28 protein-coding genes are annotated in these 24455 nt (G+C 68.1%); 15 read left to right on the top strand and 13 right to left on the bottom strand.

What is annotated here, in order from left to right:
* Nucleotides 1-77 precede the first annotated feature (77 nt).
* From JQX13_RS01575 to gatB, 4 genes are read left to right on the top strand one after another with little or no spacing between them, the layout of a single operon-like run.
* A complete protein-coding gene (locus JQX13_RS01575; RefSeq protein ID WP_203407323.1) occupies nt 78-407 on the top strand; it encodes a zf-TFIIB domain-containing protein in 330 nt (109 codons plus the stop codon).
* 20 nt (nt 408-427) lie between these two features.
* Complete coding sequence (gatC, locus tag JQX13_RS01570; RefSeq protein WP_203407322.1) at nt 428-715, top strand: Asp-tRNA(Asn)/Glu-tRNA(Gln) amidotransferase subunit GatC; 288 nt, start codon at nt 428-430, stop codon at nt 713-715.
* Nucleotides 716-719: 4 nt separating this feature from the next.
* Nucleotides 720-2180: an Asp-tRNA(Asn)/Glu-tRNA(Gln) amidotransferase subunit GatA gene (gene gatA, locus JQX13_RS01565; protein ID WP_203407321.1), complete on the top strand. Its 1461-nt coding sequence runs from the start codon at nt 720-722 to the stop codon at nt 2178-2180.
* 22 nt (nt 2181-2202) lie between these two features.
* On the top strand, nt 2203-3642 hold the full coding sequence (gatB, locus tag JQX13_RS01560; RefSeq protein ID WP_203407320.1) for an Asp-tRNA(Asn)/Glu-tRNA(Gln) amidotransferase subunit GatB: 1440 nt from the start codon (nt 2203-2205) through the stop codon (nt 3640-3642).
* A gap of 7 nt (nt 3643-3649) precedes the next feature.
* Here the strand turns inward: gatB and JQX13_RS01555 are convergent, their stop codons facing one another.
* Nucleotides 3650-4297 (bottom strand): carbonic anhydrase, encoded by a 648-nt coding sequence (locus JQX13_RS01555; protein WP_203407319.1) that lies wholly within the window; start codon nt 4295-4297, stop codon nt 3650-3652.
* Nucleotides 4298-4383: 86 nt separating this feature from the next.
* Nucleotides 4384-4950, bottom strand: coding sequence for a hypothetical protein (locus JQX13_RS01550; protein ID WP_203407318.1), 567 nt, complete (start codon nt 4948-4950; stop codon nt 4384-4386).
* A gap of 154 nt (nt 4951-5104) precedes the next feature.
* Here JQX13_RS01550 and JQX13_RS01545 point away from each other — a divergent pair, with 154 nt between their 5' ends.
* Nucleotides 5105-5527 (top strand): hypothetical protein, encoded by a 423-nt coding sequence (locus tag JQX13_RS01545; protein ID WP_203407317.1) that lies wholly within the window; start codon nt 5105-5107, stop codon nt 5525-5527.
* Nucleotides 5528-5614: 87 nt separating this feature from the next.
* Here the strand turns inward: JQX13_RS01545 and JQX13_RS01540 are convergent, their stop codons facing one another.
* From JQX13_RS01540 to JQX13_RS01530, 3 genes are all read right to left on the bottom strand, one after another.
* The gene (locus JQX13_RS01540; RefSeq protein WP_203407316.1) at nt 5615-6577 is read right to left on the bottom strand and encodes an isopenicillin N synthase family dioxygenase; all 963 of its coding nucleotides are present in this window, start codon (nt 6575-6577) and stop codon (nt 5615-5617) included.
* A 139-nt stretch (nt 6578-6716) separates the two neighbouring features.
* Nucleotides 6717-7073 (bottom strand): hypothetical protein, encoded by a 357-nt coding sequence (locus JQX13_RS01535; protein WP_203407315.1) that lies wholly within the window; start codon nt 7071-7073, stop codon nt 6717-6719.
* A gap of 138 nt (nt 7074-7211) precedes the next feature.
* On the bottom strand, nt 7212-7553 hold the full coding sequence (locus JQX13_RS01530) for a hypothetical protein (protein WP_203407314.1): 342 nt from the start codon (nt 7551-7553) through the stop codon (nt 7212-7214).
* A gap of 277 nt (nt 7554-7830) precedes the next feature.
* On the opposite strand from JQX13_RS01530, the gene rplU reads away from it, so the two are divergent.
* The 7 genes from rplU to JQX13_RS01495 all read left to right on the top strand — a co-directional run bounded on the left by rplU (nt 7831) and on the right by JQX13_RS01495 (nt 14433).
* Complete coding sequence (rplU, locus tag JQX13_RS01525; protein WP_203407313.1) at nt 7831-8139, top strand: 50S ribosomal protein L21; 309 nt, start codon at nt 7831-7833, stop codon at nt 8137-8139.
* Nucleotides 8140-8199: 60 nt separating this feature from the next.
* Complete coding sequence (gene rpmA / locus JQX13_RS01520; protein ID WP_108073897.1) at nt 8200-8466, top strand: 50S ribosomal protein L27; 267 nt, start codon at nt 8200-8202, stop codon at nt 8464-8466.
* Nucleotides 8467-8598: 132 nt separating this feature from the next.
* Complete coding sequence (gene obgE / locus JQX13_RS01515) at nt 8599-9969, top strand: GTPase ObgE (protein WP_203407311.1); 1371 nt, start codon at nt 8599-8601, stop codon at nt 9967-9969.
* Nucleotides 9970-9973: 4 nt separating this feature from the next.
* A complete protein-coding gene (locus JQX13_RS01510; RefSeq protein ID WP_203407309.1) occupies nt 9974-10663 on the top strand; it encodes a TrmH family RNA methyltransferase in 690 nt (229 codons plus the stop codon).
* Nucleotides 10664-10739: 76 nt separating this feature from the next.
* Complete coding sequence (locus JQX13_RS01505; protein WP_203407307.1) at nt 10740-11504, top strand: LolA family protein; 765 nt, start codon at nt 10740-10742, stop codon at nt 11502-11504.
* A gap of 3 nt (nt 11505-11507) precedes the next feature.
* Complete coding sequence (locus JQX13_RS01500; RefSeq protein ID WP_203407305.1) at nt 11508-12953, top strand: hypothetical protein; 1446 nt, start codon at nt 11508-11510, stop codon at nt 12951-12953.
* 28 nt (nt 12954-12981) lie between these two features.
* Complete coding sequence (locus JQX13_RS01495) at nt 12982-14433, top strand: hypothetical protein (protein WP_203407304.1); 1452 nt, start codon at nt 12982-12984, stop codon at nt 14431-14433.
* 19 nt (nt 14434-14452) lie between these two features.
* On the opposite strand, the gene rimO is transcribed toward JQX13_RS01495, so the two are convergent.
* The 4 genes from rimO to JQX13_RS01475 are packed head-to-tail and all read right to left on the bottom strand — an operon-like array spanning nt 14453 to nt 19153.
* A complete protein-coding gene (gene rimO / locus JQX13_RS01490) occupies nt 14453-15826 on the bottom strand; it encodes a 30S ribosomal protein S12 methylthiotransferase RimO (protein WP_239015549.1) in 1374 nt (457 codons plus the stop codon).
* 41 nt (nt 15827-15867) lie between these two features.
* Complete coding sequence (locus tag JQX13_RS01485) at nt 15868-16992, bottom strand: hypothetical protein (RefSeq protein ID WP_203407294.1); 1125 nt, start codon at nt 16990-16992, stop codon at nt 15868-15870.
* 2 nt (nt 16993-16994) lie between these two features.
* Nucleotides 16995-17492 carry a YajQ family cyclic di-GMP-binding protein gene (locus JQX13_RS01480; RefSeq protein WP_203407293.1) on the bottom strand — a complete coding sequence of 166 codons (498 nt, stop codon included), beginning with the start codon at nt 17490-17492 and terminating at the stop codon, nt 16995-16997.
* A gap of 17 nt (nt 17493-17509) precedes the next feature.
* A complete protein-coding gene (locus tag JQX13_RS01475) occupies nt 17510-19153 on the bottom strand; it encodes a ribonuclease J (RefSeq protein WP_203407291.1) in 1644 nt (547 codons plus the stop codon).
* Nucleotides 19154-19234: 81 nt separating this feature from the next.
* Between JQX13_RS01475 and JQX13_RS01470 the strand changes: the two genes are divergently transcribed.
* On the top strand, nt 19235-20368 hold the full coding sequence (locus JQX13_RS01470) for an epoxide hydrolase family protein (protein ID WP_203407289.1): 1134 nt from the start codon (nt 19235-19237) through the stop codon (nt 20366-20368).
* Here the strand turns inward: JQX13_RS01470 and JQX13_RS01465 are convergent.
* Genes JQX13_RS01465 through JQX13_RS01455 form a run of 3 tightly spaced genes read right to left on the bottom strand, consistent with a single transcriptional unit; the run spans nt 20365 to nt 21412 of the window.
* A complete protein-coding gene (locus tag JQX13_RS01465) occupies nt 20365-20814 on the bottom strand; it encodes a YbaN family protein (RefSeq protein ID WP_239014466.1) in 450 nt (149 codons plus the stop codon). The two genes, JQX13_RS01470 and JQX13_RS01465, sit on opposite strands and share 4 nt — an antisense overlap.
* Before the next feature lie 40 nt (nt 20815-20854).
* Nucleotides 20855-21055 (bottom strand): hypothetical protein, encoded by a 201-nt coding sequence (locus JQX13_RS01460; protein WP_203407288.1) that lies wholly within the window; start codon nt 21053-21055, stop codon nt 20855-20857.
* A gap of 51 nt (nt 21056-21106) precedes the next feature.
* Nucleotides 21107-21412 (bottom strand): hypothetical protein, encoded by a 306-nt coding sequence (locus tag JQX13_RS01455; RefSeq protein WP_203407286.1) that lies wholly within the window; start codon nt 21410-21412, stop codon nt 21107-21109.
* A 100-nt stretch (nt 21413-21512) separates the two neighbouring features.
* Between JQX13_RS01455 and JQX13_RS01450 the strand changes: the two genes are divergently transcribed.
* Nucleotides 21513-23234 (top strand): glycoside hydrolase family 15 protein, encoded by a 1722-nt coding sequence (locus JQX13_RS01450; protein WP_203407285.1) that lies wholly within the window; start codon nt 21513-21515, stop codon nt 23232-23234.
* Nucleotides 23235-23248: 14 nt separating this feature from the next.
* On the opposite strand, the gene JQX13_RS01445 is transcribed toward JQX13_RS01450, so the two are convergent.
* A complete protein-coding gene (locus JQX13_RS01445; RefSeq protein WP_203407283.1) occupies nt 23249-23458 on the bottom strand; it encodes a hypothetical protein in 210 nt (69 codons plus the stop codon).
* Nucleotides 23459-23565: 107 nt separating this feature from the next.
* Here JQX13_RS01445 and JQX13_RS01440 point away from each other — a divergent pair, with 107 nt between their 5' ends.
* The gene (locus JQX13_RS01440; RefSeq protein WP_203407282.1) at nt 23566-24387 is read left to right on the top strand and encodes an SDR family oxidoreductase; all 822 of its coding nucleotides are present in this window, start codon (nt 23566-23568) and stop codon (nt 24385-24387) included.
* The last annotated feature ends 68 nt before the right edge of the window (nt 24388-24455 follow it).

Genomic DNA, 24455 nt, shown 5'->3' with positions numbered 1-24455 from the left:
GGCCACTTTGCGGCACCGGTCCGTGGCGGAGCATGTATGTTTCCGGCGCCGAGTATCAAGAAAAGGAGACCTACATCATGGCCACCCAGGACAAGCCGTCGTCGACCGAAGAGGAGTACTTCGCGCGCGAGGAAATCGAGAAGAAGCGCAAGCTGGCCATCCAGCAGTCCCAGTCCATGGCCGCTCAGCAGCGCGAGGAGCTCAAGAAGCTGCACTTCATGAAGTGCCCCAAGTGCGGCATGGACCTGCAGGAGCTGAAGCGGGGCGACATCGAGATCGACACCTGCTTCAACTGCCATGGCGTCTTCCTGGACTCGGGCGAGCTGGAGCGGCTGCAGGAGCAGATGGCGCACGAGAAGGATGGCAGGTGGATGGGCGCCGTTCTCAACCTCTTCAAGGGCAAGTAGTTCATCAGGAGGTCGGAGCCATGAAGCTCACCGTCGAGCAGGTCCGCCATGTGGCCACCCTGGCCCGGTTGTCGCTCACGTCCGAGGAGGAGACGCGTTACGCGGAGCAGCTCTCCGCCATCCTCGATGCGGTGAACCAACTCCAGGAGCTCGACGTGAGCGGAGTGGAGCCGACCTCGCATGCCACGCTCGCGTCCTCGCTCCTGCGCGAGGACGTGTCGAGGCCCTCTCTGCCCCCGGAGAAGTCGCTGGCCAACGCGCCGGCCAAGGTGGGCACCAGCTTCGCCGTTCCGAAGATCCTGGAGTGACACCATGCAGCTGACCGACCTGACCCTGCTGGAGCTGGCGGCGAAGCTGGCCTCGAGGGAGACGAGCTCCGTGGAGGCCACCCAGGCGTGCCTGGCGCGCATCGCCCAGGTGGATGGGAAGGTGAAGGCCTTCCTGCGGCTGGACGAGCACGGAGCGCTGGCGGCCGCCGAGGCCAGCGATGCGCGCCGCAAGGACGGCAACCCGCTCGGGCCGCTCGATGGCGTGCCGGTGGCCGTCAAGGACATCTTCCTCACCGAGGGCGTGGAGACGACCTGCGCCTCGCGTATCCTCGAGGGCTTCGTCCCGCCGTACGACGCCACCTCGGTGAGGCTGTTGAAGGAAGCGGGCCTGCCGATCCTCGGCAAGCTCAACCAGGACGAGTTCGCGATGGGCTCGTCCAACGAATCGAGCGCCTTCGGCCCCTGCCACAACCCGTGGGATCTGACGCGGACGCCGGGAGGCTCCTCGGGAGGCTCGGCGGCGGCGCTGGCGGCGCGCGAGGTGTTCGGCACGCTGGGCACGGACACGGGCGGCTCCATCCGTCAGCCGGCGGCGCTCACCAACACCGTGGGGCTCAAGCCCACGTATGGGCGCGTGTCGCGCTACGGCGTCATCTCCTACGCCTCGTCGCTGGACGCGCCGGGCCCCATGGCTCGCACGGTGGGGGACGTGGCGGCGCTGCTGCAGGTGCTGGCGCGGCATGATCCGCTGGACTCCACCTCGGCGCCGGCGGACGTGCCGGACTACCTGGCGGACCTGGAGCACGGGGTGGCGGGGCTGAGGCTGGGCGTGCCGCGCGAGTACTTCGTCGAGGGCATGGATCCCGAGGTGGAGGCGTCGGTGCGCGCGGCCCTGAAGGAGTACGAGCGGCTGGGCGCCACGCTGGTGGACCTCTCGCTGCCGCACACGAAGTACGCGCTGGCGGCCTACTACCTGATCGCCCCGGCGGAGGCCTCGAGCAACCTGGCCCGCTACGACGGCGTGCGCTATGGCCACCGGGCGCGCGATACCAAGGGCCTCAAGGACATGTACGGCCTGACGCGCGATCAGGGCTTCGGCCCCGAGGTGAAGCGCCGCATCATGCTGGGCACCTACGCGCTGTCGGCGGGCTACTACGACGCCTACTACCTGAGGGCGCAGAAGGTGCGGACGCTCATCCGCGAGGACTTCGCGAAGGCCTTCACCCAGGTGGACGCGGTGGTGACGCCCACGTCGCCGGTGCCGGCCTTCAAGCTGGGCGAGAAGGTGAACGACCCGCTGTCCATGTACCTCATGGACGTGTGCACGCTGCCGTGCAATCTGGCGGGACTGCCCGGCCTGTCACTGCCGTGCGGCTTCACGAAGGCGGGCCTGCCCATCGGGTTGCAGCTCATGGGCCGCCCGTTCGACGAGGCGAAGCTGTTGCGGATTGCCCGGGCCTTCGAGCGCGAGCACGACTACGTGCGCCGCCAGGCCCCCATTTGAGAGAGGACTTCCGGGAGACGCCATGCCCCTGAGCGATTTCCAGCCGGTCATCGGGCTCGAGGTCCACGCCCAACAGCTGACGAACACGAAGATCTTCTGCGGCTGCTCCACCGAGTTCGGCGCGGCGCCGAACCACAACACCTGTCCGGTGTGCCTGGGCCTGCCCGGGGTGCTGCCGGTGCTCAACGCGCGCGTGGTGGAGTTCGCCATCCGCACGGGACTGGCGCTCGGCTGCACCATCAAGAAGACGAGCGTGTGGAGCCGGAAGAACTACTTCTATCCGGATCTGCCCAAGGGCTATCAAATCACCCAGTTCGACCAGCCCATCTGCGAGTGGGGCCAGCTCTCCATCGACACGCCCGAGGGGGAGAAGGTCATCCGCGTGCGCCGCATCCACATGGAGGAGGACGCGGGCAAGAGCGTGCACGATGCGTCGGCCTCCGAGAGTCTGGTGGACCTGAACCGCGCGGGCGTGCCGTTGCTGGAGATCGTCAGCGAGCCGGACCTGCGGAGCGCGGACGAGGCGGTGGACTACCTCAAGGCGCTGCGGGACGTGCTGGTGTACCTCGGGGTGAACGACGGGAACATGGAGGAGGGCTCGTTCCGCTGCGACGCCAACGTGTCGGTGATGCGCAAGGGCGCCACGGCGTATGGCCAGCGGGTGGAGCTCAAGAACATCAACTCGTTCCGGTTCGTGAAGCAGGCCATCGAGTACGAGATCTCCCGGCAGGTGGACCTCATCGAGTCGGGCGGGAAGGTGGATCAGGAGACGCGGCTGTACGATCCGAACAAGGGCGTGACGCGCTCGATGCGCTCGAAGGAGGAGGCGCACGACTACCGCTACTTCCCGGAGCCGGACCTGCCGCCGCTGCACGTGACGGACGCGCAGATCGACGAGGTGGCGAAGTCGTTGCCGGAGCTGCCTCGGGCGAAGATGTCGCGCTTCACGAGCCAATACGGGCTGCCGGCGTATGACGCGAGGATTCTGTGCGCGGAGCGCCCGCTGGCGGACTACTTCGAGGCGGTGGCGCAGCACTTCAAGGACTACAAGCGGCTGTCGAACTGGTTCCTCGGGGAGCTGCTGCGGCTGCTGAAGGACGAGGGCGGGAGCGTGACGACGCTGCGCTTCTCGACGGTGCAGTTCGCCAACCTGCTGGCGGCGGTGGAGAAGGGGAGCATCTCGGCGAACGCGGGCAAGGACGTGTTCGGGGAGATGTTCCGGACGGGGAAGGACCCGGAGGCCATCATCGCGGAGAAGGGCCTGTCGCAGGTGAGCGACACGGGCGCCATCGAGGCGGTGGTGGACGAGGTGCTGGCGAAGAACGCGGGCGAGGTGGAGAAGTACAGGGCGGGCAAGAAGCAGATTTATGGCTTCTTCGTGGGCCAGGTGATGAAGGCGATGAGGGGCAAGGGCAACCCGGCCCTGGTGAACGGGCTGCTCAAGAAGAAGCTGGGCGAGTAGCCACGCCTCAGCGCCAGACAGTGCCCGTCAGGTCATACACCTCCTGGATGTTGCGCAGCGTCTCCCGGAAGTCGAGGTTCAGGTCCTTGATGAGCCCGTTGCGCAGGTCGAACACCCAGCCGTGCACGGTGGGGTAGCCGCGGGCGAGGAAGGACTGCTGCACCGCGGCCGTCTTGATGATGTTGGTGTACTGCTCGGTGACGTTGAGCTCCACGAGGCGATCGTAGCGCCGCGCCTCGTCCTCGAGGGAGTCCAGCTCGGCCTTGTGCATGCGGTACACGTCGCGGATGTTGCGCAGCCAGGGATTGAGGATGCCCAGGTCCCGGGGCTGCATGGCCGCCTTCACGCCGCCGCACCCGTAATGGCCGCACACGATGATGTGCTTCACGTCGAGGTGCTTGACGCCGTAGTTGATGACCGACATCACGTTCAGGTCGACGTTGTTGACCAGGTTGGCGACGTTGCGGTGCACGAATACGTCGCCTGGCGACAGGCCCATGATCTGATTGGCGGGCACCCGGCTGTCGGAGCAGCCGATGTAGAGGAAGTCCGGGCGTTGCTCGCGCGCGAGCCGGTTGAAGAAGTCGGGATCGGCTCGCAACTGCTCCTCCGCCCAGAGGCGGTTGTTCTGGAAGAGCTGCTCGTACGGGGTCATGGTCGGAGGGCCCTCGCGGAGGACAGGGTGCGCATGCGGCGGCATCACCCTACTCACGGGCGGGCGGAGCCGGGAAGGCAGTTGATTCAGAACAGACGGATGCCCGCCAGGAGGAGGGTGCTGAGGCCTCCTCGGACCCAGTGACGGCCGTCGTCATAGGAGCCGGAGGCGAAACGCAGCCGGGCCTCGCCGCCCACGAAGAACGGCGGGGAGAGGAAGTAGCTGCCGCCCACTCCGAGACCGAATGCCAGACCCCGCCCACGTCCCTCATAGTGGTCGTCCGGAGAGCGCTGGGTGGTGCGCGCTTCCATCACACCCGCGAGCAGGAAGCCAGAGAGCTTCATCCTGTCGTCATTCCTGTCATCGAGGGTGAAGTGATAGCCCACGCGGCCGAGGGCATGGATGTCACGGTTCGAGACCGTCCGCAGGTCGAGGAGGTCGCGCACCGAGCACGCGAGCACGCATTGATGGATGCCGATCTCCGCGCCGACGGAGAGCGTACCGGCACCGAGCCGCACCATGCCGAGCTCCGTGCTGATCCCCGCTTCGATGGAGGGTGGCAGGAGCGAGGCCCCACCTTCGACGCGGAGGTCGAGGTTCCCCGGATGAAGGAGCGGATGGAAATCCCGGGCCACGGCCACACCTGGAGTCATTCCGAGCCATCCGAGCAGGAGCAATTTCCACATAGGCTGTAGAAACGACGCTTCGATGTCAGCCCGGCTCAAGAGTTTTTCACGTCCGGGGTGACATCCACTAGGATTGGCGCCGCAGTCGACGTGTTTCCATTTCAAAAGAGGGGCAGAAGAGATGAAGAAGTTGGCGCGGGTGCTGTGCGCGGCGATGGCGGCTTCGATGGTTCTGACGGGCTGCGGTAACTCGGCGTGCGAGGATTTCGTGGACGCCTTCGTGGAACTCGGTGAGAAGGGCGCCGCCTGTGGTGATGATTATTCCAGTGGTATCACGGACGCCAATCGGGACGAGTCCGTCGAGCAGTGCGAGGCGGAGGAAACGTTCGAGAACTGCTCGAGTGATGATCAGGCGGCGATCCGCGACTTCGCCGAGTGCGTGAGCGATATGCCTACGTGCACCACCGCCAACGAGGAGAACTTCCAGGTTGCCTTCTCGGGCTGCATCTTCACCCTGGCAAGCGATGTGAGCGATGAGTGCTTCTCGACGAGTGGCGAGAGCATCCGGCGCAAGGTCGCCCGCATGACCACCTCGCACTACTGATTCTCGTAGCAGGTGTTCAGGAACCCAGCCGCCTTCCCGGGGCTGGGTTTCGCCTTTTCTGACCCAGGAGGTTCCACGCGGCCCCCGCTACTTGATGAGGCCGATCTCCCGCAGGCGCTGATTAAGGAAGGCTTCCGCGGTGATGGGGGGCTGGCCCGGCTTGTCCGGCGTCACCGTGCACTCCAGGGGTTCGAGCACGCACTTCGGATGGGGGTGCACGAAGAAGGGCATGGAGTAGCGCGTGTTGTCCTCGGCGGCCGAGGGCGGGTTGACCACGCGGTGGGTGGTTGCGGGGATGACGCCGTTGGTCACCCGGCTCATCATGTCGCCCGAGTCCACGACGATCTGCCCGCGCAGCGTGTCCACGGGAAGCCACTCGCCGTCGCGGGTGAGGATCTCCAGGCCCGAGGCGGTGCCCTCGCACAGGAGGGTGAGGAGGTTGATGTCCTCGTGCTCGGCGGCGCGCACCGCGCCGGGGATGAACTTTTCCTTCAGGGGCGGGTAGTGGATGACGCGGAGAACGGAGGTGCCGTCCTGCGCCATGTCGCTGAAGGTGTTGCGCTCGATGCCGAAGTACTCGGCCACGGCCCGCAGCATCACCGCCGCCGCCTCGTCGAGCGCGCGGTAGAGGGCGAGCGTGTGGGTGCGGAAGGTGGGCACCTCCTCCGGCCAGACGTTGTAGGCGGCGAGTTTGGGGCGGCGCGGGTGTCCCTCGGGGAGGTCGCGGCCCACGTGCCAGAACTCCTTGAGGTCGCCCACGGTGCGGTTCTTCGCGTGCTCCTTGCCGAAGGGGGTGTAGCCGCGCTGACCGCCGAACTCGGGGACGTGGTAGCGGTGCTTCACCTGCTCCGGCAGGTGGAAGAAGGACGCCACATCCTCGTAGGTGCGGCGGATGAGTTCGTCGTCGATGCCGTGGCCCTCGATGGAGACGAACCCGAACTCCTTGAGGGCATCGCCGAACACCCGGACGAAGCGGGCGCGCTCCTCGGCGTTGCCGGAGCGGTAGTGGGACAGGTTGACGAGGGGGATGCGGCGGGTGGCACGGGACATGGCGTGCGCACTCTAGCGGTTCGCCGGGTGGACCGTGAACCGCCCGAGCGTGAACGCCGTGGACCGGGGCCAGGATTGCCACCGGTTCACGGAGGGGCGCCGTGAGCGATTATCCGCGGGCGCAGTGCGCCTCTGGGGCTCACTCTTCGGCGACTCCGGCGATGGCTTTCTCGCAGGGCTCGCTGAGGTTGGCCACGTTGGTGAGGGCGCAGCCGAGGAGCGCTGCTTCGAACTTATCCTCCTCGGCGGGGGAGCACGTCTTCATGTCCCGGAAGCAGTCGGCCATCTTGCTGAGGGACTCCTTGTCCTCGTCCGTGCAACTTTCCATCGTCTCGCTGCACTGGTCGATGCCGATGCTTGTCACCTCGCCAGCGTCCCGGCAGGGCTCGTACTTCTCGGTGACCTCGTCGTACGCGTTCTCGAGGTCATCACAGACGTCGCCACACCCCGTCAGCGCCATGGCCGCGAGGGCCACCATTCCGAACATCTTCTTCATGTGTCTTGTCCCCGCTTGTTCCTCACGAGTGTCCGCAAGGAGGGCGGGCATCCTAGTGATTCGCATGCTGGGAGCGAGTAAAGACGCTTACGCACGGTGTGTTGAAGCGGGGATGCCCATTCGCTGGAGTTGGGGGACCTAGAAGATGGCCGCCTCGCACGCGTTGCTCAGGGCATGGCTGTCGCAGAAGGTGATGTCCTGGAGGAATGACGCACTCTGGTCCGGCTGGCAGGTGCCGAGCTTCTGGTAGCAGACGATCTGGGCCTGGAGCTGATCCAGATCCTCCCCGTCGCACTCTCGGAGGTTCTGTTCGCACAAGTCAGGGTCGAAGGCGGGCAGGGGAGCGCTCTCCAGGCAGGGCTGGGACTTCCGGGCCACGTCGGCATAGGCGTCGGCGAGCTCCTCACATGCCGCGCTCCGGCACCCGCCGAGGATCGCCACCGTCGCCAGGGAAACGAGCAACCATCCGGACTTCCTCATGGGGGGGTCATCCTTTATAAGGGAAACCGCTATCCTACCCACCGGGCAGGCAACCGGGCGGTGGGTAGGGCTCCCCGTGTCCACAGGAGGGTTGGAGCGGGGGCGGGTGTCAGGAGGATGCAGTATGTGCGCCGTCCCTCTGCATCTGCCTTGACTCCCCTGGCCTTCTCCCGTAGATCGGGCGCCCTTTGCATCGTAGGGCGGGTTTACCCGTCCGAAATGCGCGCCGGCCTTTCACGGGTTGAATCAACCCGGAACAAAACTCAGGGGTTCTACGATGTACGCAGTCATTCGCACGGGCGGGAAGCAGTACCGCGTGGCCGAGGGCGACGTGCTCCGGATCGAGAAGGTCGCGGGGAACGTCGGCGCCGAGGTGACCTTCAATGATGTTCTGATGCTCGGTGGGAGCGACAGCCCGAAGGTGGGGCAGCCGACCGTGTCGGGCGCCAGGGTCGTGGGCAAGATTCTCGCCCAGGACAAGCACCGCAAGGTGCTGCACTTCCGCAAGGAGAAGGAGGGCTGGACGCGCCGCCGTGGCCACCGTCAGCCCTACACCGAGGTCAAGGTGACCTCCATCTCCGGCTAGTCCGGGTCACAACTTCCCGGAGCGCCGCGGGGCGCGCCGGCAGCATCAGGAATCGGTGTCATGGCTCATAAAAAGGGACAGGGTTCGTCGCGCAACGGTCGCGATTCCAATCCGCAGTACCGCGGCGTGAAGGTGTTCGCGGGCGAGACCGTGAGCGCGGGGAGCATCCTCGTGCGGCAGCTCGGCACGGTCATCCACCCGGGCGCCAACGTGAAGCTCGGTCGTGACTACACCCTCTATTCCACGGTGGACGGGGTGGTGAAGTACGAGCGGCAGGGTCGGGACCGCAAGAAGGTCTCGGTCTATCCGGCCCAGGCGAGCGCCTAGTCAGGTGTCGTCTGAAAGGGGAGCCTGGCGGTAGCGGGTTCCCCGGGTTGCCTCGCGAGCGGGTCGCTCCCGGTCCATACGCCTCTGGCGCTGGACGCGGAGGCGGCCCGTTCCGCATTTCTGGGGTCTGGGATGAAATTCGTCGATGAAGTCCGCATCCACGTGAAGGCCGGAGACGGAGGCAACGGGGCCGTTGCCTTCCGCCGGGAGAAGTACGTCGATCGCGGTGGCCCGAGCGGTGGAGACGGGGGCAACGGGGGCTCGGTCATCTTCGAGGCCGATCCCCAGCTCACCACGCTGCTGGACTACCGCTACCAGCAGCACCACCGGGCGAAGAACGGTGAGGGCGGCATGGGCAGCGACTGCAACGGTCGCTCGTCGGATGATCTGATCCTCAAGGTGCCCGTGGGCACGCTCATCCGCGACGCCGACACCGACGAGGTGCTGGCGGACCTGAACACGGCCGGCGAGCGCGTCGTCGTGTGCAAGGGCGGCCGGGGCGGCCTGGGCAACATGAACTTCGCCACCTCCACCCGGCAGACGCCGCGCTTCGCCCAGGAAGGCACTCCGGGCGAGGAGCGCACGCTGCGGCTGGAGCTGAAGCTGCTGGCGGACGTGGGCCTGCTGGGCTACCCGAACGCGGGCAAGAGCACGCTCATCTCCATCGTGAGCCGGGCGCGGCCGAAGATCGCCGACTACCCGTTCACCACGCTCGTGCCGAACCTGGGCCTGGTTCAGTACAAGGACGGCCTGTCCTTCGTGATGGCGGACATCCCCGGCCTCATCGAGGGCGCCAGCGAGGGCGTGGGACTGGGGCTCCAGTTCCTGCGGCACGTGGAGCGCTGCAAGGTGCTCATCCACCTGCTGGACATGGGCGCCGAGGGCGAGGGGCGTGATCCACTGCACGACTTCGACGTGCTCAACGAGGAACTGCGCAAGTACAGCGAGGAGCTGGCGCGCAAGCCGCAGGTGGTGGCCGCCAACAAGCTGGACCTGCCGCACGCGCAGGAGCGGCTCGCGCCGTTGACGGAGGAGATGCGCAAGCGCGGCATCGCCGTGTTCCCCGTCTCGTGTGCCACGGGTCAGGGCATGCAGCCGCTGCTGGACGCGGTGGCCGAGGTGCTCTTCACCGGCAAGACGGACAAGCTGCACGTGGAGCCGCCGCCGAAGCCCCGGGCGGAGAAGAAGGCGCTCCCCTCCGAGCGTCGGCCCGCCGAGGCCCCCATGAAGAAGACCGCGGAGAAGAAGGCCCCCGCGAAGAAGGCCGCGGCGAAGAAGGCTCCCGCGAAGAAGGCGGCGGCGAAGAAGGCCCCGGTGCGCAAGGCCGCCGCGAAGAAGGTTCCCGCGAAGAAGGTGGCGGCGAAGAAGGCTCCGGTGCGCAAGGCCGCCGCGAAGAAGGTGGCGGCGAGAAAGGCCTCCTCGAAGAAGGCGGTGGCGAAGAAGGCCCCAGCGCGCAGGGCTCCCGCGAAGAAGGCCGCGCCGAAGCGGGCCCGGAGGTCCTGAGGTAATGGCTGGCGGCGGTCCCCGTTACGAGAAGCTCGAGAAGGCTCCGATCGACCCGGAGTCCCTCCTGCTCGATGTGCGCAAGGAGAAGATCGACAAGGTCATCTCCCACCGCACGCGCACCTTCACCATCGTGCTCGATCGGCTGGAGGACAGCTTCAACATCGCCGCCGTGCTCCGCACCTGCGAGGCCAATGGCCTCCAGGAGGTGCACGTCATCGTCAACCCCGAGGCGCCCTTCATGCCCAACTCGCGGGTGGGGCAGGGGTGCGACAAGTGGCTCGACGTGAGGCTCTACAAGGACTTCGCCTCGTGCCGCGAGCACCTCAAGTCGCGGGGCTTCTCCCTGTACGCCTCGGCCATCCGCGAAGATGCCACCAGCCTCTACTCGATGCGCTTCGACTCGAAGATCGCCCTCATCTTCGGCAACGAGCGCGAGGGCGTGAGTCCGGAGGTGCTGGCGGGCTCGGATGGCACCTTCTGGATTCCCATGCGCGGCTTCAGCCAGAGCCTGAACATCTCCGCCGCGGCCTCCGCGTGCATCACCCGGGCGATCTCCTGGCGCGAGGAGCACCTGGGCCGCGTGGGAGACCTGACCGAGGCCGAGGCCCAGGAACTGCGCGACCGCTTCTATGTGCTCGCCGTGAAACAACGGAAGCGCATCTTCAAGAAGCCCTCTACCCCCAGGCCTTGAATCCCGGGCCCGGGGCCCCGTCTGTAGGTACAGTTGGAAACGCGGGCCGCTCGCCCGCCTGGAGAGAGCCCAAGCCATGTACCTCGAGAAGCTGCTCGTGACCCTGCTCGCCGCGCCGGTGATTGCCCCGGTGCCCTCCACCGTTGCCCATCAAGTGGTCGCCCAGGCGCCAGCCCCGCAGGCCCCCGCTCCCAAAGCCGCCCCCAAGGCCGCCGAGGCTCCCAAGGCCGCCGGGAAGAAGGTGGCTCCGGAGGTGAAGGACCTGGTGGAACGGATGCAGGCCTTCTACGAGAAGACGCAGGACTTCTCGGCCGACTTCAAGCAGGACTACAAGTACAAGGCCCTGCGGCGCACGCAGAGCTCGACGGGCACGGTCATCTACAAGAAGCCGGGCCTGATGCGTTGGGAGTACGAGAAGCCCTCCAAGCGCACCTTCGTGCTCGCGGGCGAGAAGGTGTACGCGTACGACCCGGAGGCGCAGACGCTGAGCGTGGGCCGCATCGACACCAGCCAGTTGTCGGCCTCGGTGACGTTCCTCTTCGGCCAGGGGAAGCTGGCGGACGAGTTCTCCATCAGCAAGGGCGCATGCAAGGACTGCAAGGGCACGCTGCTGGTGCTGGATCCGCTGAAGGACGAGCCGCGCTTCCGCCAGGTGCGCCTGGAGGTGGACCCGAAGACGGCGCAGGTGCTGAAGAGCACGGTGGTGGATCCGGATGGCAGCGAGAACGCCATCGCCTTCCTCAACCTGAAGACGAACGTGGGCATCGACTCGGATCGGTTCAAGATCAACCCGCCCGAGGGCACGCGCATCGACGACTTCACGAAGGCGATGCGGAAGTAGCCCGTGCGGCGCGCGTGTCTCGGGGCCCTGTTGTTGCTGCTCGCCGGGTGTCACCGGGCGGCGGGCCCCGCCGCGCCCGTGGCTCCGGGCAGCCTCGCGGGCCAGACGCTGCCGCTGCTGCCCTCGCCCAACCTGCGGCTCGTGGTGGAGGGCCACCTGAATGGACGTCCGGTGCCGGTGGTGTTGGATGTCGCCCGGCCCCTGTCCGCGGTGTCCTCGGGCTGCTGGGATGACAAGCGGCCTCCTCCTCCTGTCATGGGCTCGGCACGCGTGCCGGATGTCTACGCCGGACCCGGGGGCCTGAGGGACTGGCCGCTGGTGCGCCTGTCTGGCCTGCGCGTGGGAAGTGTTCCATTGGGGCCTCGGGGGATGGGGCTCACCGGCGAGCGCGCCTGCGCGGTGACGCTCGGCGCGGATGTGCTGTCCCCCTATGCCTTCACGGTGGAGCCGCTGCGCCGTGAGGTGTCCTTCGAGAAGTCCCGCCCCCGCTCGGAGTACCTGGCCGAGGCGTCCGCTCCCGGTGCGGACCCGGCCGAGGAGGTACATCGGCTCGAGCTCTCCCGTGATCCGGTGGGCGACTGGCCGCTGCTGGCGGCACGGGTGACGCAGGGCGAGGCGGTCCTCACGGGACCCTTCGTGCTGGGCTCCCGCGAGCCCTTCTCGCGAGTGGCGCTGGGTGCCGCGCAGGCGCAGGGCTTCCAGCCCCTGGAGACGGGCGCCAACCTGCCGCCAAGGGCCTTCCTGGTGGACGCGGTGGAGGTGGCCACGGACGTGGGGGTGAAGCCGCTGGTGCTGGAGGCCGGGGTGGGGTGGAGGAACCCGACCACGCTGGGCCGGCTGGGGCCAGACGTCTGGGGACGCTTCCGCGCCACGGTGGACGTCCAGGGAGACACGTTGGTGCTTCGCCGGCCACGCGTGCAGGTCATCGAGGGCCGTCAGCGCTGTGCTCGATCGGGCTCCCAGAATCCCGAGGAGCCTCGCGAGGAGTCCTGCTTCGGGCTGCACGTGCGGCGAGGGACGGACGGACGGATGGCCGTCACGGGCGCGGTGTTCCGAGATCTGCCAGAGGGCGGGCGGCTGCACCTGGATCCACTCGGCGAGGACGGCAAGCCGCTGACGTTGGACTGTCAGGTGGGCTTCTCGTTCGCGCCCACGAGCCGGGGCGTGACGACGCAGCACCTGGTGCCGTGGCCAAGGCTGGCGCAGGCGATGCCCGAGTGCGGTGAGACCCTGAAGTCGGTGCGTGGGTACACCCTGGCCCTCTTCGAGGAAGGGCAGCTCCAGGAGTGCCCGAACGCCTGCATCTTCGTGCACCAGCCGAGCACCCGGCGCACGGTCTGCGAGTGCCAGCCGACGCCGCTGGGCGAAGTGGCCGTGCCCCGGCGGAGCAACACGCCGCAGCCGCCGACGCGGAAGGAGCGCGAGAAGGAGCCCGAGGACCCGAAGTAGCGGAACGGCGGTATAAGGGGGACGGAACATGTCCCGAGAGCCGTTGGCCGCACCCATTTCCCCGCACGAGCCCTGGAAATTCGCCGTCCTGCTGGTGGCCTGGGGGAGCTTCGCCGCCTGGTGCGTGAGCGGTATTCCTCCCTCGGTGGATCTGCCCGCCCACGCGGCCCAGATGCAGACGCTCGCGGCGCTCGTCCGGGGCGATCCGTCGGTATCCGCCGTTTACGAGGCGCACCTTCCGCTCGGCTACGGGCTGCCCATCTGGTTCTTCCTGCCGGTGACGTTGCTCACGAATGGTGCCTTCGCGGCGCGCCTGGCCGCCTGGACGGGGTTGATGCTCTTCCCCCTGTCCCACCTGGCGCTCGCGCGCGTCCTGCGGCGGCCCGCGTGGACGGTGGTGCTCGGGCTCCCGCTCGCCTTCAACATCTCCTACTGGTATGGCTTCCTGCCGAGCTTCTTCTCGCTGCCGCTCGCCCTGTTCTCGCTGGCGCTCTACCTGCACGCGCTGCGGAGCCCCGGGCGAGCGGTGGGCGCGGTGGTGGGCCTCGCGCTCCTGTCCACCGCGACGATGTTCTCGCACCTCGTTGCCTTCGGTGCCCTGTGTGTCGGCATGGCGGCGCTCGCGCTCTTCTCAGCCTCTCGACGGCGGGCGGTGGGGCTCGCGGCGGCGGGTCTCGCGCTCCCCCTGGGCCTGTGCGCGGCGCGCATCGCGACGCTCGCGTCGAGGGCCTTCGCGCCCGGCAACGCCGCTCCCACGGACTACGGCTGGGGCTCCCACTTCAACTGGCTCCTGCGCAACTACCGCCCCGAGGGAAGGCTCGCCGTCGTGGGGCCGCTGCTCATCACGCTCGTCTTCGTGGTCGCGTACATGCGCCACCGGCGTGAGGAGCCCCGTGCTCCCTGGGTGCTCTTCCTGTCGCTGGGCGCCCTGTTCTTGCTGACACCCAAGGCGCTCTCGGGCGCATGGCTCATCCACGTGCGCCTGCCCGTGCTCGCGGGCGTCGTCGCCCTCGTGTTGGTGGATCCGGCACGCATCGCCCGGCCTCTACGGGCCCTGCTGCTGCTCGTGGTGGTGGCCTCGTTGGCGGAGACGGCGCGCTTCCACTGGCGCTTCAAGCAGGAGGTGAAGGGACTCGAGACGCTGGTGGCGAGCCCTCCTCCGCCCGGGGTGCATGGCTATGTCTCGCTCGTCGGGAACCGCTCCCAGGGCAGCCGGCTCGTCTATCTGGAGCACCTCGGCCAGTGGTGGACGGCCACCCAGGGCGGAGTGGGGCACCACTTCTTCGCCGATGGAGACCACCTGCCGGTGCGCTTCCGACCGGGCCAGTCACTGCCACAGTGGCTGGACGGTGCCTCCTCCGAGCAACTCGCTCCCTTCAGCGCGCTGCTGGTGTACGGAGCGGGGCCGCTGCCCGGCACCCTCGCGGGATTCGAGGAGTCCGGGCGCGCGGGGGACTGGCGCCGTCTGGAACGGCGCTGATCAACCGCCCGGAACGTCGTCAGCGCGCCGACGGCACCACGGCCATGGGGAAGGACTCGCGCGGCTTGTGCACGCGGTCCTTCGGGTTGGGGCGCTCGACCACCTTGGCCACCAGGTCGTAGTCGTGCGCCTCCGTCACCTCCACGGTGACGAACTCGCCCGGGTAGGCCAGGCCGTCGTTGATGTAGACCAGACCGTCGATCTCCGGCGCCTGGCCCTCGTGGCGGCCCACCAGCAGGTGCTCGGACTCCTCGCTCGGGCCCTCCACCAGCACTTCAATCCGCTGACCCACCAGCTTCTTGTTCTGCTCGCGGTTGATGCGCTTCTGGATGGCCATCACCTCACGCCAGCGACGCTCGATGGTCTGCTTCGGCACCTTGTTCTCGTAGTCGTACGCCGCCGTGCCTTCCTCGTCCGAGTACTGGAACACCCCGAGCCGCTCGAAGCGCTGCTCCTTCACGAACTCCTTGAGCATCTCGAAGTCCTCCTCGGTCTCGCCGGGCAGGCCGACGATCATCGAGGTGCGCATCACCAGCCCCGGCACCCGGGCGCGCAGCTTCGTGAGCAGCTCCTTGAGGAACTTCGAGTCCCGGCCCCGCTTCATCGACAGCAGCAGCTTGTCGCTCGCGTGCTGCAGCGGCATGTCCAGGTACCTGGCGATCTTCTTCTCCGTCGCCATCAGCTCGATGAGCTCGTCCGTGAAGACGCGCGGGTAGGCGTAGTGCAGGCGGATCCACCGCACGTCCACCTTCACCAGCTCGCGCAGAAGGTCATGCAGCTTCGGCTTGCCCGGCAGATCATGCCCGTACGCCGTCAGGTCCTGCGCGACGAGGTTCAGCTCCTGCACGCCCTGCTCGGACAGGCGCTGGGCCTCGGCGACGATGTCCGAGATGCTCCGCGAGCGCTGGCCACCGCGCAGCGTGGGGATGATGCAGAAGGCGCACGCGTTGTCGCAGCCCTCGGAGATCTTCAGGTATGCCGTGTAGGACGGCATCGAGTTCTCGCGCGGCGTCTTCGCGTCGTGGATGTAGTCCGGGTCCGGAATCACCTGACGCGGGCTGGCCTCGGCTGCGAGCAGGTCGCCAATCTGGGCGTAGGCGCCCGTGCCGAGGAAGTGGTCCACCTCGGGCATCTCCTTGGAGAGCTCGGCGCCGTAGCGCTGCGAGAGGCAGCCGGTGACGACGAGCGTGCTGCACGCCCCCGACTTCTTGAACTCGGCCATCTCCAGGATGGAGTCCACGGACTCCTGCTTGGCGGGCCCGATGAAGGCACAGGTATTGACGACGATGACCTGGGCCGCGGCGGGATCCTGCACCAGCGAGTAACCGCGCTGCTTGAGGGTGCCGAGCATCACCTCGGAGTCCACCCGGTTCTTCGGGCAGCCGAGGGTCATCATGTAGAGGCTCTTGGTCTCTGGGGGATTCTGCACAGCGCTTACCGCTTTCCGAGTTCGGTCCGCTCGAAGTGGTCGCCACTCCAAGCAAAGTTGATGGTCGGGCCGTTCGAGTAACGGATGCTCAACGCGCCCTCTTCATCGAGCACCACTGAAGTAGCTCGTCCCAGCGCACAGGTAGCGGCCGGCCATTCGAGCACCCGTTGCGCCGTCTTCCCCTTCACCAGGTAGAGGCCGAGGCGCAACTCCTTGTCCGAGTCGCACGTGCCCGGGGCACTGTAGGGGTTCTCCCCGGACAACACCGTCAGCAGGGGCGTCCCATTCGGCAGCGGGAGCGTGTCGGGCACGTTCACCCCGGCCTTCTCCGCCTCCACCGCCTGGGTGGTCACCAGCTTCTCGAGCAGCTCGGGCGTCAGGGGGGCGTCCGCCTCCACCCAGCTCGGGTAGCGCAGCACGCCGTAGCCCAGCCAGCCATCGGAGTGGGCCTCGAACGCCACCACGCTCGTGGGCGGCTTCAGCTTGAGGCCCTTGCGGAAGTCGTCGGGCAGCCGGAGCACCTCGCCCAGCATGCCGCCGTCCTTGCAGTTGGACACGGCCGGAGGTCTGGCGCCCGCCGCGTCCACGTCGTCGTAGGTGAGGCACAGGTCGAGCGCGAGCGGCTCCTCCGCGGGGAAGCGCGGGAAGGCCCGGGCGGGAATGGCCACCTCGAGCGTCAGGGCGTTGTCCTTGCGCTGCACGCCCACCTCCACCCGCTTCTGGGCGAACTCGGGCGTGCCGCTCTCCGGCGGTGAGGCGCGCTTGCCATCGAAGGCGAAGCGGAACACGTGGCCGGTGGCGGTGGGCCCGGCGTCGGGGAAGAAGAGCGAGAGGGTGAGCAGGTCTCCTGCCTGGAGCTGATCATCCGTGGCCTCCACCCCCACGTAGAGGGTGTCCTTGCGCCAGCCGACGCGGGCGGTGAAGGAGGCGCTCGCGTCCACCGAGGCCGGGGGCTTGAGGGTGAGCGTGGCGGGCACGTCCTTGAGGTTCCCATCCAGCTTCGGCTCACGGCCGAGCGAGGGGACGTTCTTCACCGCACGGGGCTTCGCGGGGGCCGGGTCCTTCTCTTGCGCGGAAGCCGCCCCCGAGGCGAGCGCCGCGAGGACGGCGGAGACGACGAGTGAGCGCACGGCTAGTCCCGGAAGTTGGTGAACTGCATGTCGAGCTTCAGCCGATCCGCTTCCTTGCGGAAGAGGGCGATGGCGGCCTGGAGGTCGTCCTTGTTCTTGCCCGTCACGCGCAGCTGGTCACCCTGGATGGAGCCCTGGACCTTCATCTTGGAGTCCTTGAGCAGCTTCACCAGCTCCTTGGACTTCTCCACGGGAATGCCCTGCTGCAGCTTGATGAGCTGCTTCACGTTGGACAGGCCCGTCTTCTCGATGGGCTCGTACTCCAGCGCCAGCAGCGGGATGCCGCGCTTGGCCAGCTTGCTGAGAAGGACTTCCTTGGCGGCCTGGACCTTCTCCTCGCTGTTGGCCTTCACCGTGATGGAGGTCTTGTCCGGGGAGAGCACCACGTCCCCGTTGACGCCCTGGAAGTCGTAGCGGGTGGAGATCTCCTTCTTGGTCTGGTTGACCGCGTTGTCCAGCTCGGCAATGTCGATTTTCGAGACGACGTCGAAGGAAGGCATGGCAGTTCGCGCCCTTATCACACCTTGATGACCATCGGCACCACGACGGGCCGCTTGGATGTATACAGCTTGAAGGCCCGGCGCACCGCGCGGGCGAGCTCCTCCCGCGCCCGGGCATCATCCCCTCGGAGTTGGGGGGACATCTCCAGGAAGAAGGCACGGGCGTCGGCGGCCACCCGGGGCAGCAGCACCTGCTCGTCCAGGTTCAGGCCCTGCCCGGAGAGCTGCGGCCCCGCCAGGACGGACAGGCTGGCCCGATCGATGACGAGCACGGCCACGATGAGCCCCGTCTCGGCCAGCCGGGTACGCTCCTGGAGGATATCGGGCGTCACCACCCCGTTGCCGAAGCGGTCGCGGTAGATGCGGCCGGTGGGAACGCTGCCCCCGAAGCGGCCCTGGCCCTCCTCGAAGACGAGCAGATCTCCATCCTGGGCGAGCAGGAGTTGCTCGGGGGCGAGCCCGGACTCCTTCGCGGTGGCGAGGTGTCGGTGCAGGTGGTGAAACTCGCCGTGAATGGGGACGAAGTTCCTGGGGCGCACCAGGTCCAGCACCCGCCGCTGCTGGGGCTGGCTGGCATGGCCGGACACGTGCACGCCGGGCTCCACGTCCGGGTAGACGACGCGGGCCCCGCGCCACAGGAGCTGGTCGATGAGGCCGGTCACGGCGCGCTCGTTGCCGGGGATGGCCCGGGCACTGAGGACGACCAGGTCCCCGGGGCCCAGACGCAGGGGGCCGTCACCCGCGGCGAGCTGGGAGAGGCCGGCACGGGGCTCTGCCTGGGAGCCGGTGGCGAGCACCAGCAGGCGCTCGGGGGGAAGCGAGGCGGCGGCGTCGAGCGGGACGAAGAGGCCGTCGGTGACACTGGGGAGGTAGCCGAGCTGGCGGGCCATCTCGATGTTGCGCGCCATGCTGCGCCCCATCGTCACCACCTTGCGCTCCAGCTTCCGGGCCAGGTCCAGCACGTGGTGGATGCGGTGCAGGTGGGAGGCGAACATGCTCACCACGATGCGGCCGGGGACGTTCTGGAAGAGGCGCTCGAAGGTCTGCTCCACGAGTCGCTCGCTGCCCGTCTCGTGGGTGCGCTCGGAGTTGGTGGAGTCGGACAGGAGACAGAGCACGCCCTCGTCGCCGAGCTCGCCCCAGCGCTCCAGGTCGGTGCGCAGGCCGTCGATGGGATCCGGATCCAACTTGAAGTCCCCGGTGTGGATGATGGGGCCCTCGGGCGTGCGGACGATGTAGCCCACGGCGTCCGGTACCGTGTGGGTGACGCGGCAGGCCTCGACGGTGAAGTGGGCGCCCACGCGGAAGGGATTGCGGGGCTCTATCTCCCGCAGGTCCGCATCGAGGCCCAGCTCCTCGAGCCGGCCGCGCACCATGCCCAGGGTGAAGCGGGTGCCGTAGACGGGGACGGGCACCTCGTTGAGGAGGTAGGGCAGGGCGCCGACGTGGTCCTCGTGGCCATGGGTGAGGACGATGCCCTTGAGCAGGGAGGCGTTCTGTCGCAGGTAGGTGAAGTCCGGGACGATGATGTCCACGCCCAGCGTGCCCATGGGAGGGAACATCAGTCCGCAGTCGATGAGGAGCAGCTCCCCCCGGCAGGCGATGACCATGGCGTTGAGGCCAATCTCACCGAGTCCGCCGAGGGGAATGACGTGGAGCATGGTCCTACATATATGGGCACTGGGGGGCAGGCGACTTCAGGAATCGCACGGCCCCCCGCTCGCGGGTTAGCTTCCGCCGCCATGCCCCCTCGTCCCTACCGTATTGACGTCCCCGACGCCGTCCTCACCGATCTCCACCGACGCCTCGATGCGACGCGCTTTCCGGAGCCGCTCCCCGGTGGCTGGGAGCGCGGTGCCGATGTCTCCTACGTGCGCGAGCTCTGCACGTACTGGCGCCACCAGTACGACTGGCGCAAACACGAGGCCGAGCTGAACCGCCATCCGCAGTTCCTCTGTGAGGTGGACGGAGTCGACATCCATTTCTGGCACATCCGGGGAAAGGGGCCCGCCCCCGTTCCCCTGCTGCTCATCCACGGCTGGCCGGGATCCATCTACGAGTTCCACCACCTCATCGGCCCTCTGACGGACCCGGCCGCGCACGGCGGAAATCCGGCGGACGCGTTCGACGTCGTCATCCCCGCGCTGCCCGGCTACGGGTTCGGCGGCAAGCCTCGCGAGGCCGGGTGGAATCCCGCGCGTATCGCCGCGGCCTTCGATCGGCTCATGCGCGAGGATCTCGGCTACTCCCGCTACGGAGCGCAGGGCGGTGACTGGGGCAGCATCGTCACCATGGCGCTCGGAACGAAGCACGCCGAGCACCTGCTGGGCATCCATCTCAACATGCCCCTGGCCGCGCCTCCTCCTGGGGTGGAACAGAGCGAGGAATTCAGGAGCTTCGGCCAGAAGGCCGCGGCCTGGCAGGCGGCCGAGGCGGGCTACAGCCACGTGCAGGGGACCAAGCCGATGTCGCTCGCCATCGCGCAGGCCGACTCGCCGGCGGGGCTCGCCGCGTGGATCGTCGAGAAGTTCCGAACTTGGAGCGACTGTGGCGGGGACGTGGAGCGCGCCTTCTCCAAGGACTGGCTGCTGACGAACCTGATGTTCTACTGGGCGCCCAACAGCATCGCGAGCGCGGCCAACCTGTACTACGAGACCAATGCCCTGCGGCTGGTGGACCTGACCACGCCCATCCGCGCCCCCACGGGGGTGGCGGCGTTTCCCCGGGAGATCCTCACCTCGCCCCGGAGCTGGCTGGAGGCACGGTTCGATCTGCGGCGGTACACGGAGATGCCACGAGGCGGTCACTTCGCCGCCGTCGAGGAGCCGGAGTTGTTCCTCGAGGACGTGCGCGCGTTCTTCCGCTCGCTGCGTTAGCTCCTGGCCCCAGGAGGGTTGCCAGGTGGCCTGCTGGGGCGGCTGAGCACGTACACCGCCCCGATGAGCATCACCGAGCCGGACATGGCGAGCACGTGCCACTTCACGCGCATGACGAACGCCATGAACAAGAAGCTCGCCGTCATCGCGGAGAGGGAGGTGAGCTTCACCCTCACCGGCACGATGCCGTACTGGTGCCACTCCTGGAGCCGGGGTCCGAAGCGCGGGTGCGTGTACAGCCAGTGGTGGAAGCGGCGCGAGCTGCGCGAGAACGCCCACAGTGCCACGAGCATGAAGGGCGTCGTCGGCAGCAGCGGCAGGAACGCGCCGAGCATGCCGAGTCCGACACAGATGAACCCGAGCGCCAGGAAGAAGAACCGGAAGCGGGGGTTCCAGTCCTCTGTGACGCTCGGGGGACTCTGCTCCAGCGGTGGTTCGGTGGACACCCCGCATGTATACAGCAGCGGTCTCACGCGCGCCCCGCCCTCATTTCGGCGGCAGGTGCTCCTGACGGAGGACCTCCGCTGGCTGGTTGCGGCGGAGTGGCTCCAGGATGATCACCACCCAGGCCGTCAGGGGCGCGGGGAGGACCACCAGTCCGAGGATGAAGAGAAGACGAATCACACGAAAGACGAAGCGCAGGCTGGCGCGCACGAAGGCGCGCACGGCCTTGGGAAGAAAGGTCATGGCGTACTCCTCCAGTTGAAAGACTTTCCAGGTACCGGTCCCCGGAAAGGCTCAGTGGAGGAGCGCACGATGCATCAGGAAGAGGCGGCGCGGCGGACCCGCGGTGCGCACCTCGTGGCGGATGCCCGGAAGCGCCGCACGGACGTGGACCCGCGTGGGAGCCGTGTCCGCACGCACCCGCGACACGGGGGCCTCGACCGCCGGACGTGGCCTCGAGGGCTCGTGCCGCTCGACCCAGACCGCCACGATGGACCCGGCGGTCGGCAGCGCGTGCGCCGGCGCGCTGGCCCCGGCGACCGTGAGGAACGCCAGCACCAGCCGCAGCCAGCGAGCGACGCGATGCAGGGGGCCGGGCATGGGCCTCAATCTGACCATGAGCGTGCCCGTGTCAAACTGTCGCCGCCTCGACGGGCCGGGCTACACTCGGGTCCACCTCGAAGCCCGCGGAGCCCTGCCCATGCCCCTGCCGCTCGAAGACTACGCCCTCATCGGTGACACCCAGAGCGCCGCGTTGGTGGGAAGGGATGGCTCCATCGACTGGCTGTGCTGGCCGCGGTTCGACTCGGATGCGTGCTTCGCCGCGCTGCTCGGGGATGCCTCGCACGGACGGTGGCTGCTCGCGCCCGTGGGGAACATCCGCAAGGTGACGCGCCGCTACCGCCCCGGCTCGCTCGTGCTGGAGACGGACTTCGAGACGGATTACGGCTCGGTGCGCGTGGTGGACTGCATGCCCCCTCGCGGCGCCGAGCCGGATCTCGTCCGCGTGGTGCAAGGCCTCTCGGGGACCGTCCCCATGCGCATGGAGCTGGCCGTCCGCTTCGGCTACGGCGACCGGACGCCCTGGTTGCGCTTCGGTGACAATCAGGTCGTCGCCAAGGCTGGCCCGGATGGGGTGGCCTTGAACACCTCCGTCGCACTGAGGCGCAGCCAGGGCGTCCTCACCGCGGACTTCCCCGTCAACCCGAGGGAGCGCGTTCCCTTCGTGCTCTCCTGGTTCCCCTCGCACCAGCCCGTGCCGCGCGCCATCGACGGGCTCTCCGCCGCCGACGACACGGAGGCGTGGTGGAAGGCGTGGTCCTCTCGCCTGCCCACCCACACGCCCTGGGCCGAGCACGTCCAGCGCTCGCTCATCACCCTCAAGGCCCTCACGTACTCGCCCACCGGTGGCATCGTGGCGGCCCCCACCACCGCGCTCCCCGGAGGCGCCGGAGGGGATGCGCGCTATTGCTGGCTGCGCGACGCGACGCTGGCACTCCAGGCCCTGTTGGACGCGGGCTACCTGGACGAGGCCCGCGCCTGGCGCGACTGGCTGGTGCTGGCCGTGGCGGGTGAGCCCGAGGAATTGCAGCCGGTGTATGGGGTGGCCGGTGAGCGCCGCCTCCCCGAACAGGAGCTGCCCTGGCTGCCCGGCTACGAGGGTAACGCGCCGGTGCGAATCGGCCGGCGGACCGAGCGCGTGCTTCAGCTCGAGACGCTCGGCGAGGTGATGGACTGCTTCCACGAGGCCGAGCGCCTGGGTCTACCTCCGAGCGGTGACATGTGGTCGCTGCAGAAGGCCCTGCTCGAGCACCTGGAAGGCGCCTGGAAGCGCGCACCCGAGGGCCATCCCACCACGCTCTCCGGGGTGATGGCCTGGGTGGCGGTGGACCGGACGCTGGCGAGCGCGGCGCGCTTCGGCCTGGACGCGCCGGTGGAGCGCTGGAAGCAGCTGCGCGCGGACATCCACGCCGTGGTGTGCCGCGAGGGCTTCGACGCGAACCGCAACACCTTCGTCCAGGAGTACACGGGCGGGAACAGGGGGCTCGACGCGCAGTTGCTGCGCATTCCCCTGGTGGGCTTCCTGCCTCCCGAGGACGCGCGTGTGCGTGGCACCGTGGAGGCCATCGAGCGCGAGCTGAGCGAAGGAGACTTCGTGCGCCGGAGCACCGCGCGTGACAGCGGCATCTCGCTCCCGTGTAGCTTCTGGCTGGCGGACTGCCTGCAACTCATCGGCAGGCGCGAGGAGGCCCATGCGCTCTTCGAGCGATTGCTGCTCGTGCGCAACGACGTGGGGCTGCTCCCCGAGGAGTACAACCTCCATCGCCGACGTGGCGTGGGTGCCTTCCCGCACACCTCCAGCCACGTGGCGCTCGTCCACACCGCCATGAGCTTCGCCCGCGGATCGACGGGGGCTCGCTAGTCCCGCGCCGGGCGCTACGTGACCTGGCCGCCCTTCATCTCGAGCGTCCGCTGTCCGTCCCTGATGACGTCCCAGCGCACCTGGGGGCGCATCCCCGAGGCACGTGCCTCCTCCTCGTGACCATCCGAGACGTCATGGGCATGGAACCAGCCCAGCGTGACCTTCAGGGAGCAGGCGCCGCACGTGTACTCGGTAGGCGTGCGCCCGGCATCAAACCACGACATGCCCCGTCCGTGACGCTGGCGCTCCCAGGCGGGACGAAGTACGCAGGGGAGCGGACGGAAGCGACCCGGTGGCGTCTCCGAAAGAGCCCCGGGAGAAAGGACCCGCTGTGAACACGCTGAAGGGGAAGACCCTGTTCATCACCGGCGCGAGCCGGGGCATCGGCCTGGCCATCGCGAAGCGCGCGGCGCGAGACGGTGCCAACGTCGTCATCGCCGCCAAGACGGCCGAGCCCCACCCGAAGCTGCCCGGCACCATCTACTCGGCCGCCGAGGAGATCGAGAAGGAGGGCGGCAAGGCGCTGCCCCTGACGGTGGACATCCGTTTCGAGGACCAGCTCCACGCCGCGGTGAAGCAGGCGGTGGAGCGCTTTGGCGGCATCGACATCCTCGTGAACAACGCCAGCGCCATCAGCCTGACGGGCACGCTGGAGACGCCGATGAAGAAGTTCGACCTGATGTTCGGCGTCAACGTGCGAGGCACCTACGCCACCACCCAGGCGTGCCTCCCGGAGCTCCTGAAGGCGAAGAACCCGCACGTCCTCACGCTCTCGCCCCCGCTCAACATGAAGGCGAAGTGGTTCCAGAACCACGTGGCCTACACCATGGCCAAGTACGGCATGAGCATGTGCGTGCTCGGGATGGCCGAGGAGTTCCGAGACCGGGGCGTGGCCTTCAACGCGCTCTGGCCGCGCACCGTCATCGCCACGGCGGCCATCAACATGATCGGCGGCGAGGAGATGATGCAGGCCAGCCGCACCCCGGAGATCATGGCGGATGCGGCCCACGCCATCCTCACCCGTGACAGCCGCGCCTGCACCGGCAACTTCTTCATCGACGAGGACCTGCTGCGCGAGGCCGGAGTGACGGACTTCGCGAAGTACCTGGTGAAGCCCGGCACGGAGCCGCTTCCGGACTTCTTCCTCGACTGAGACGGGGGCAGGGGAGGCGAGCTCCGTGGGTGTCCCCTCTCCCAAGGGGAGAGGGAGCATGCGCAACC

It is taken from the genome of Archangium violaceum (assembly GCF_016859125.1).
GTDB lineage: Bacteria > Myxococcota > Myxococcia > Myxococcales > Myxococcaceae > Archangium > Archangium violaceum_A.
Note: the sequence above shows the minus strand (reverse complement) of the source record. Positions and strands in the feature narration are given on the sequence as shown.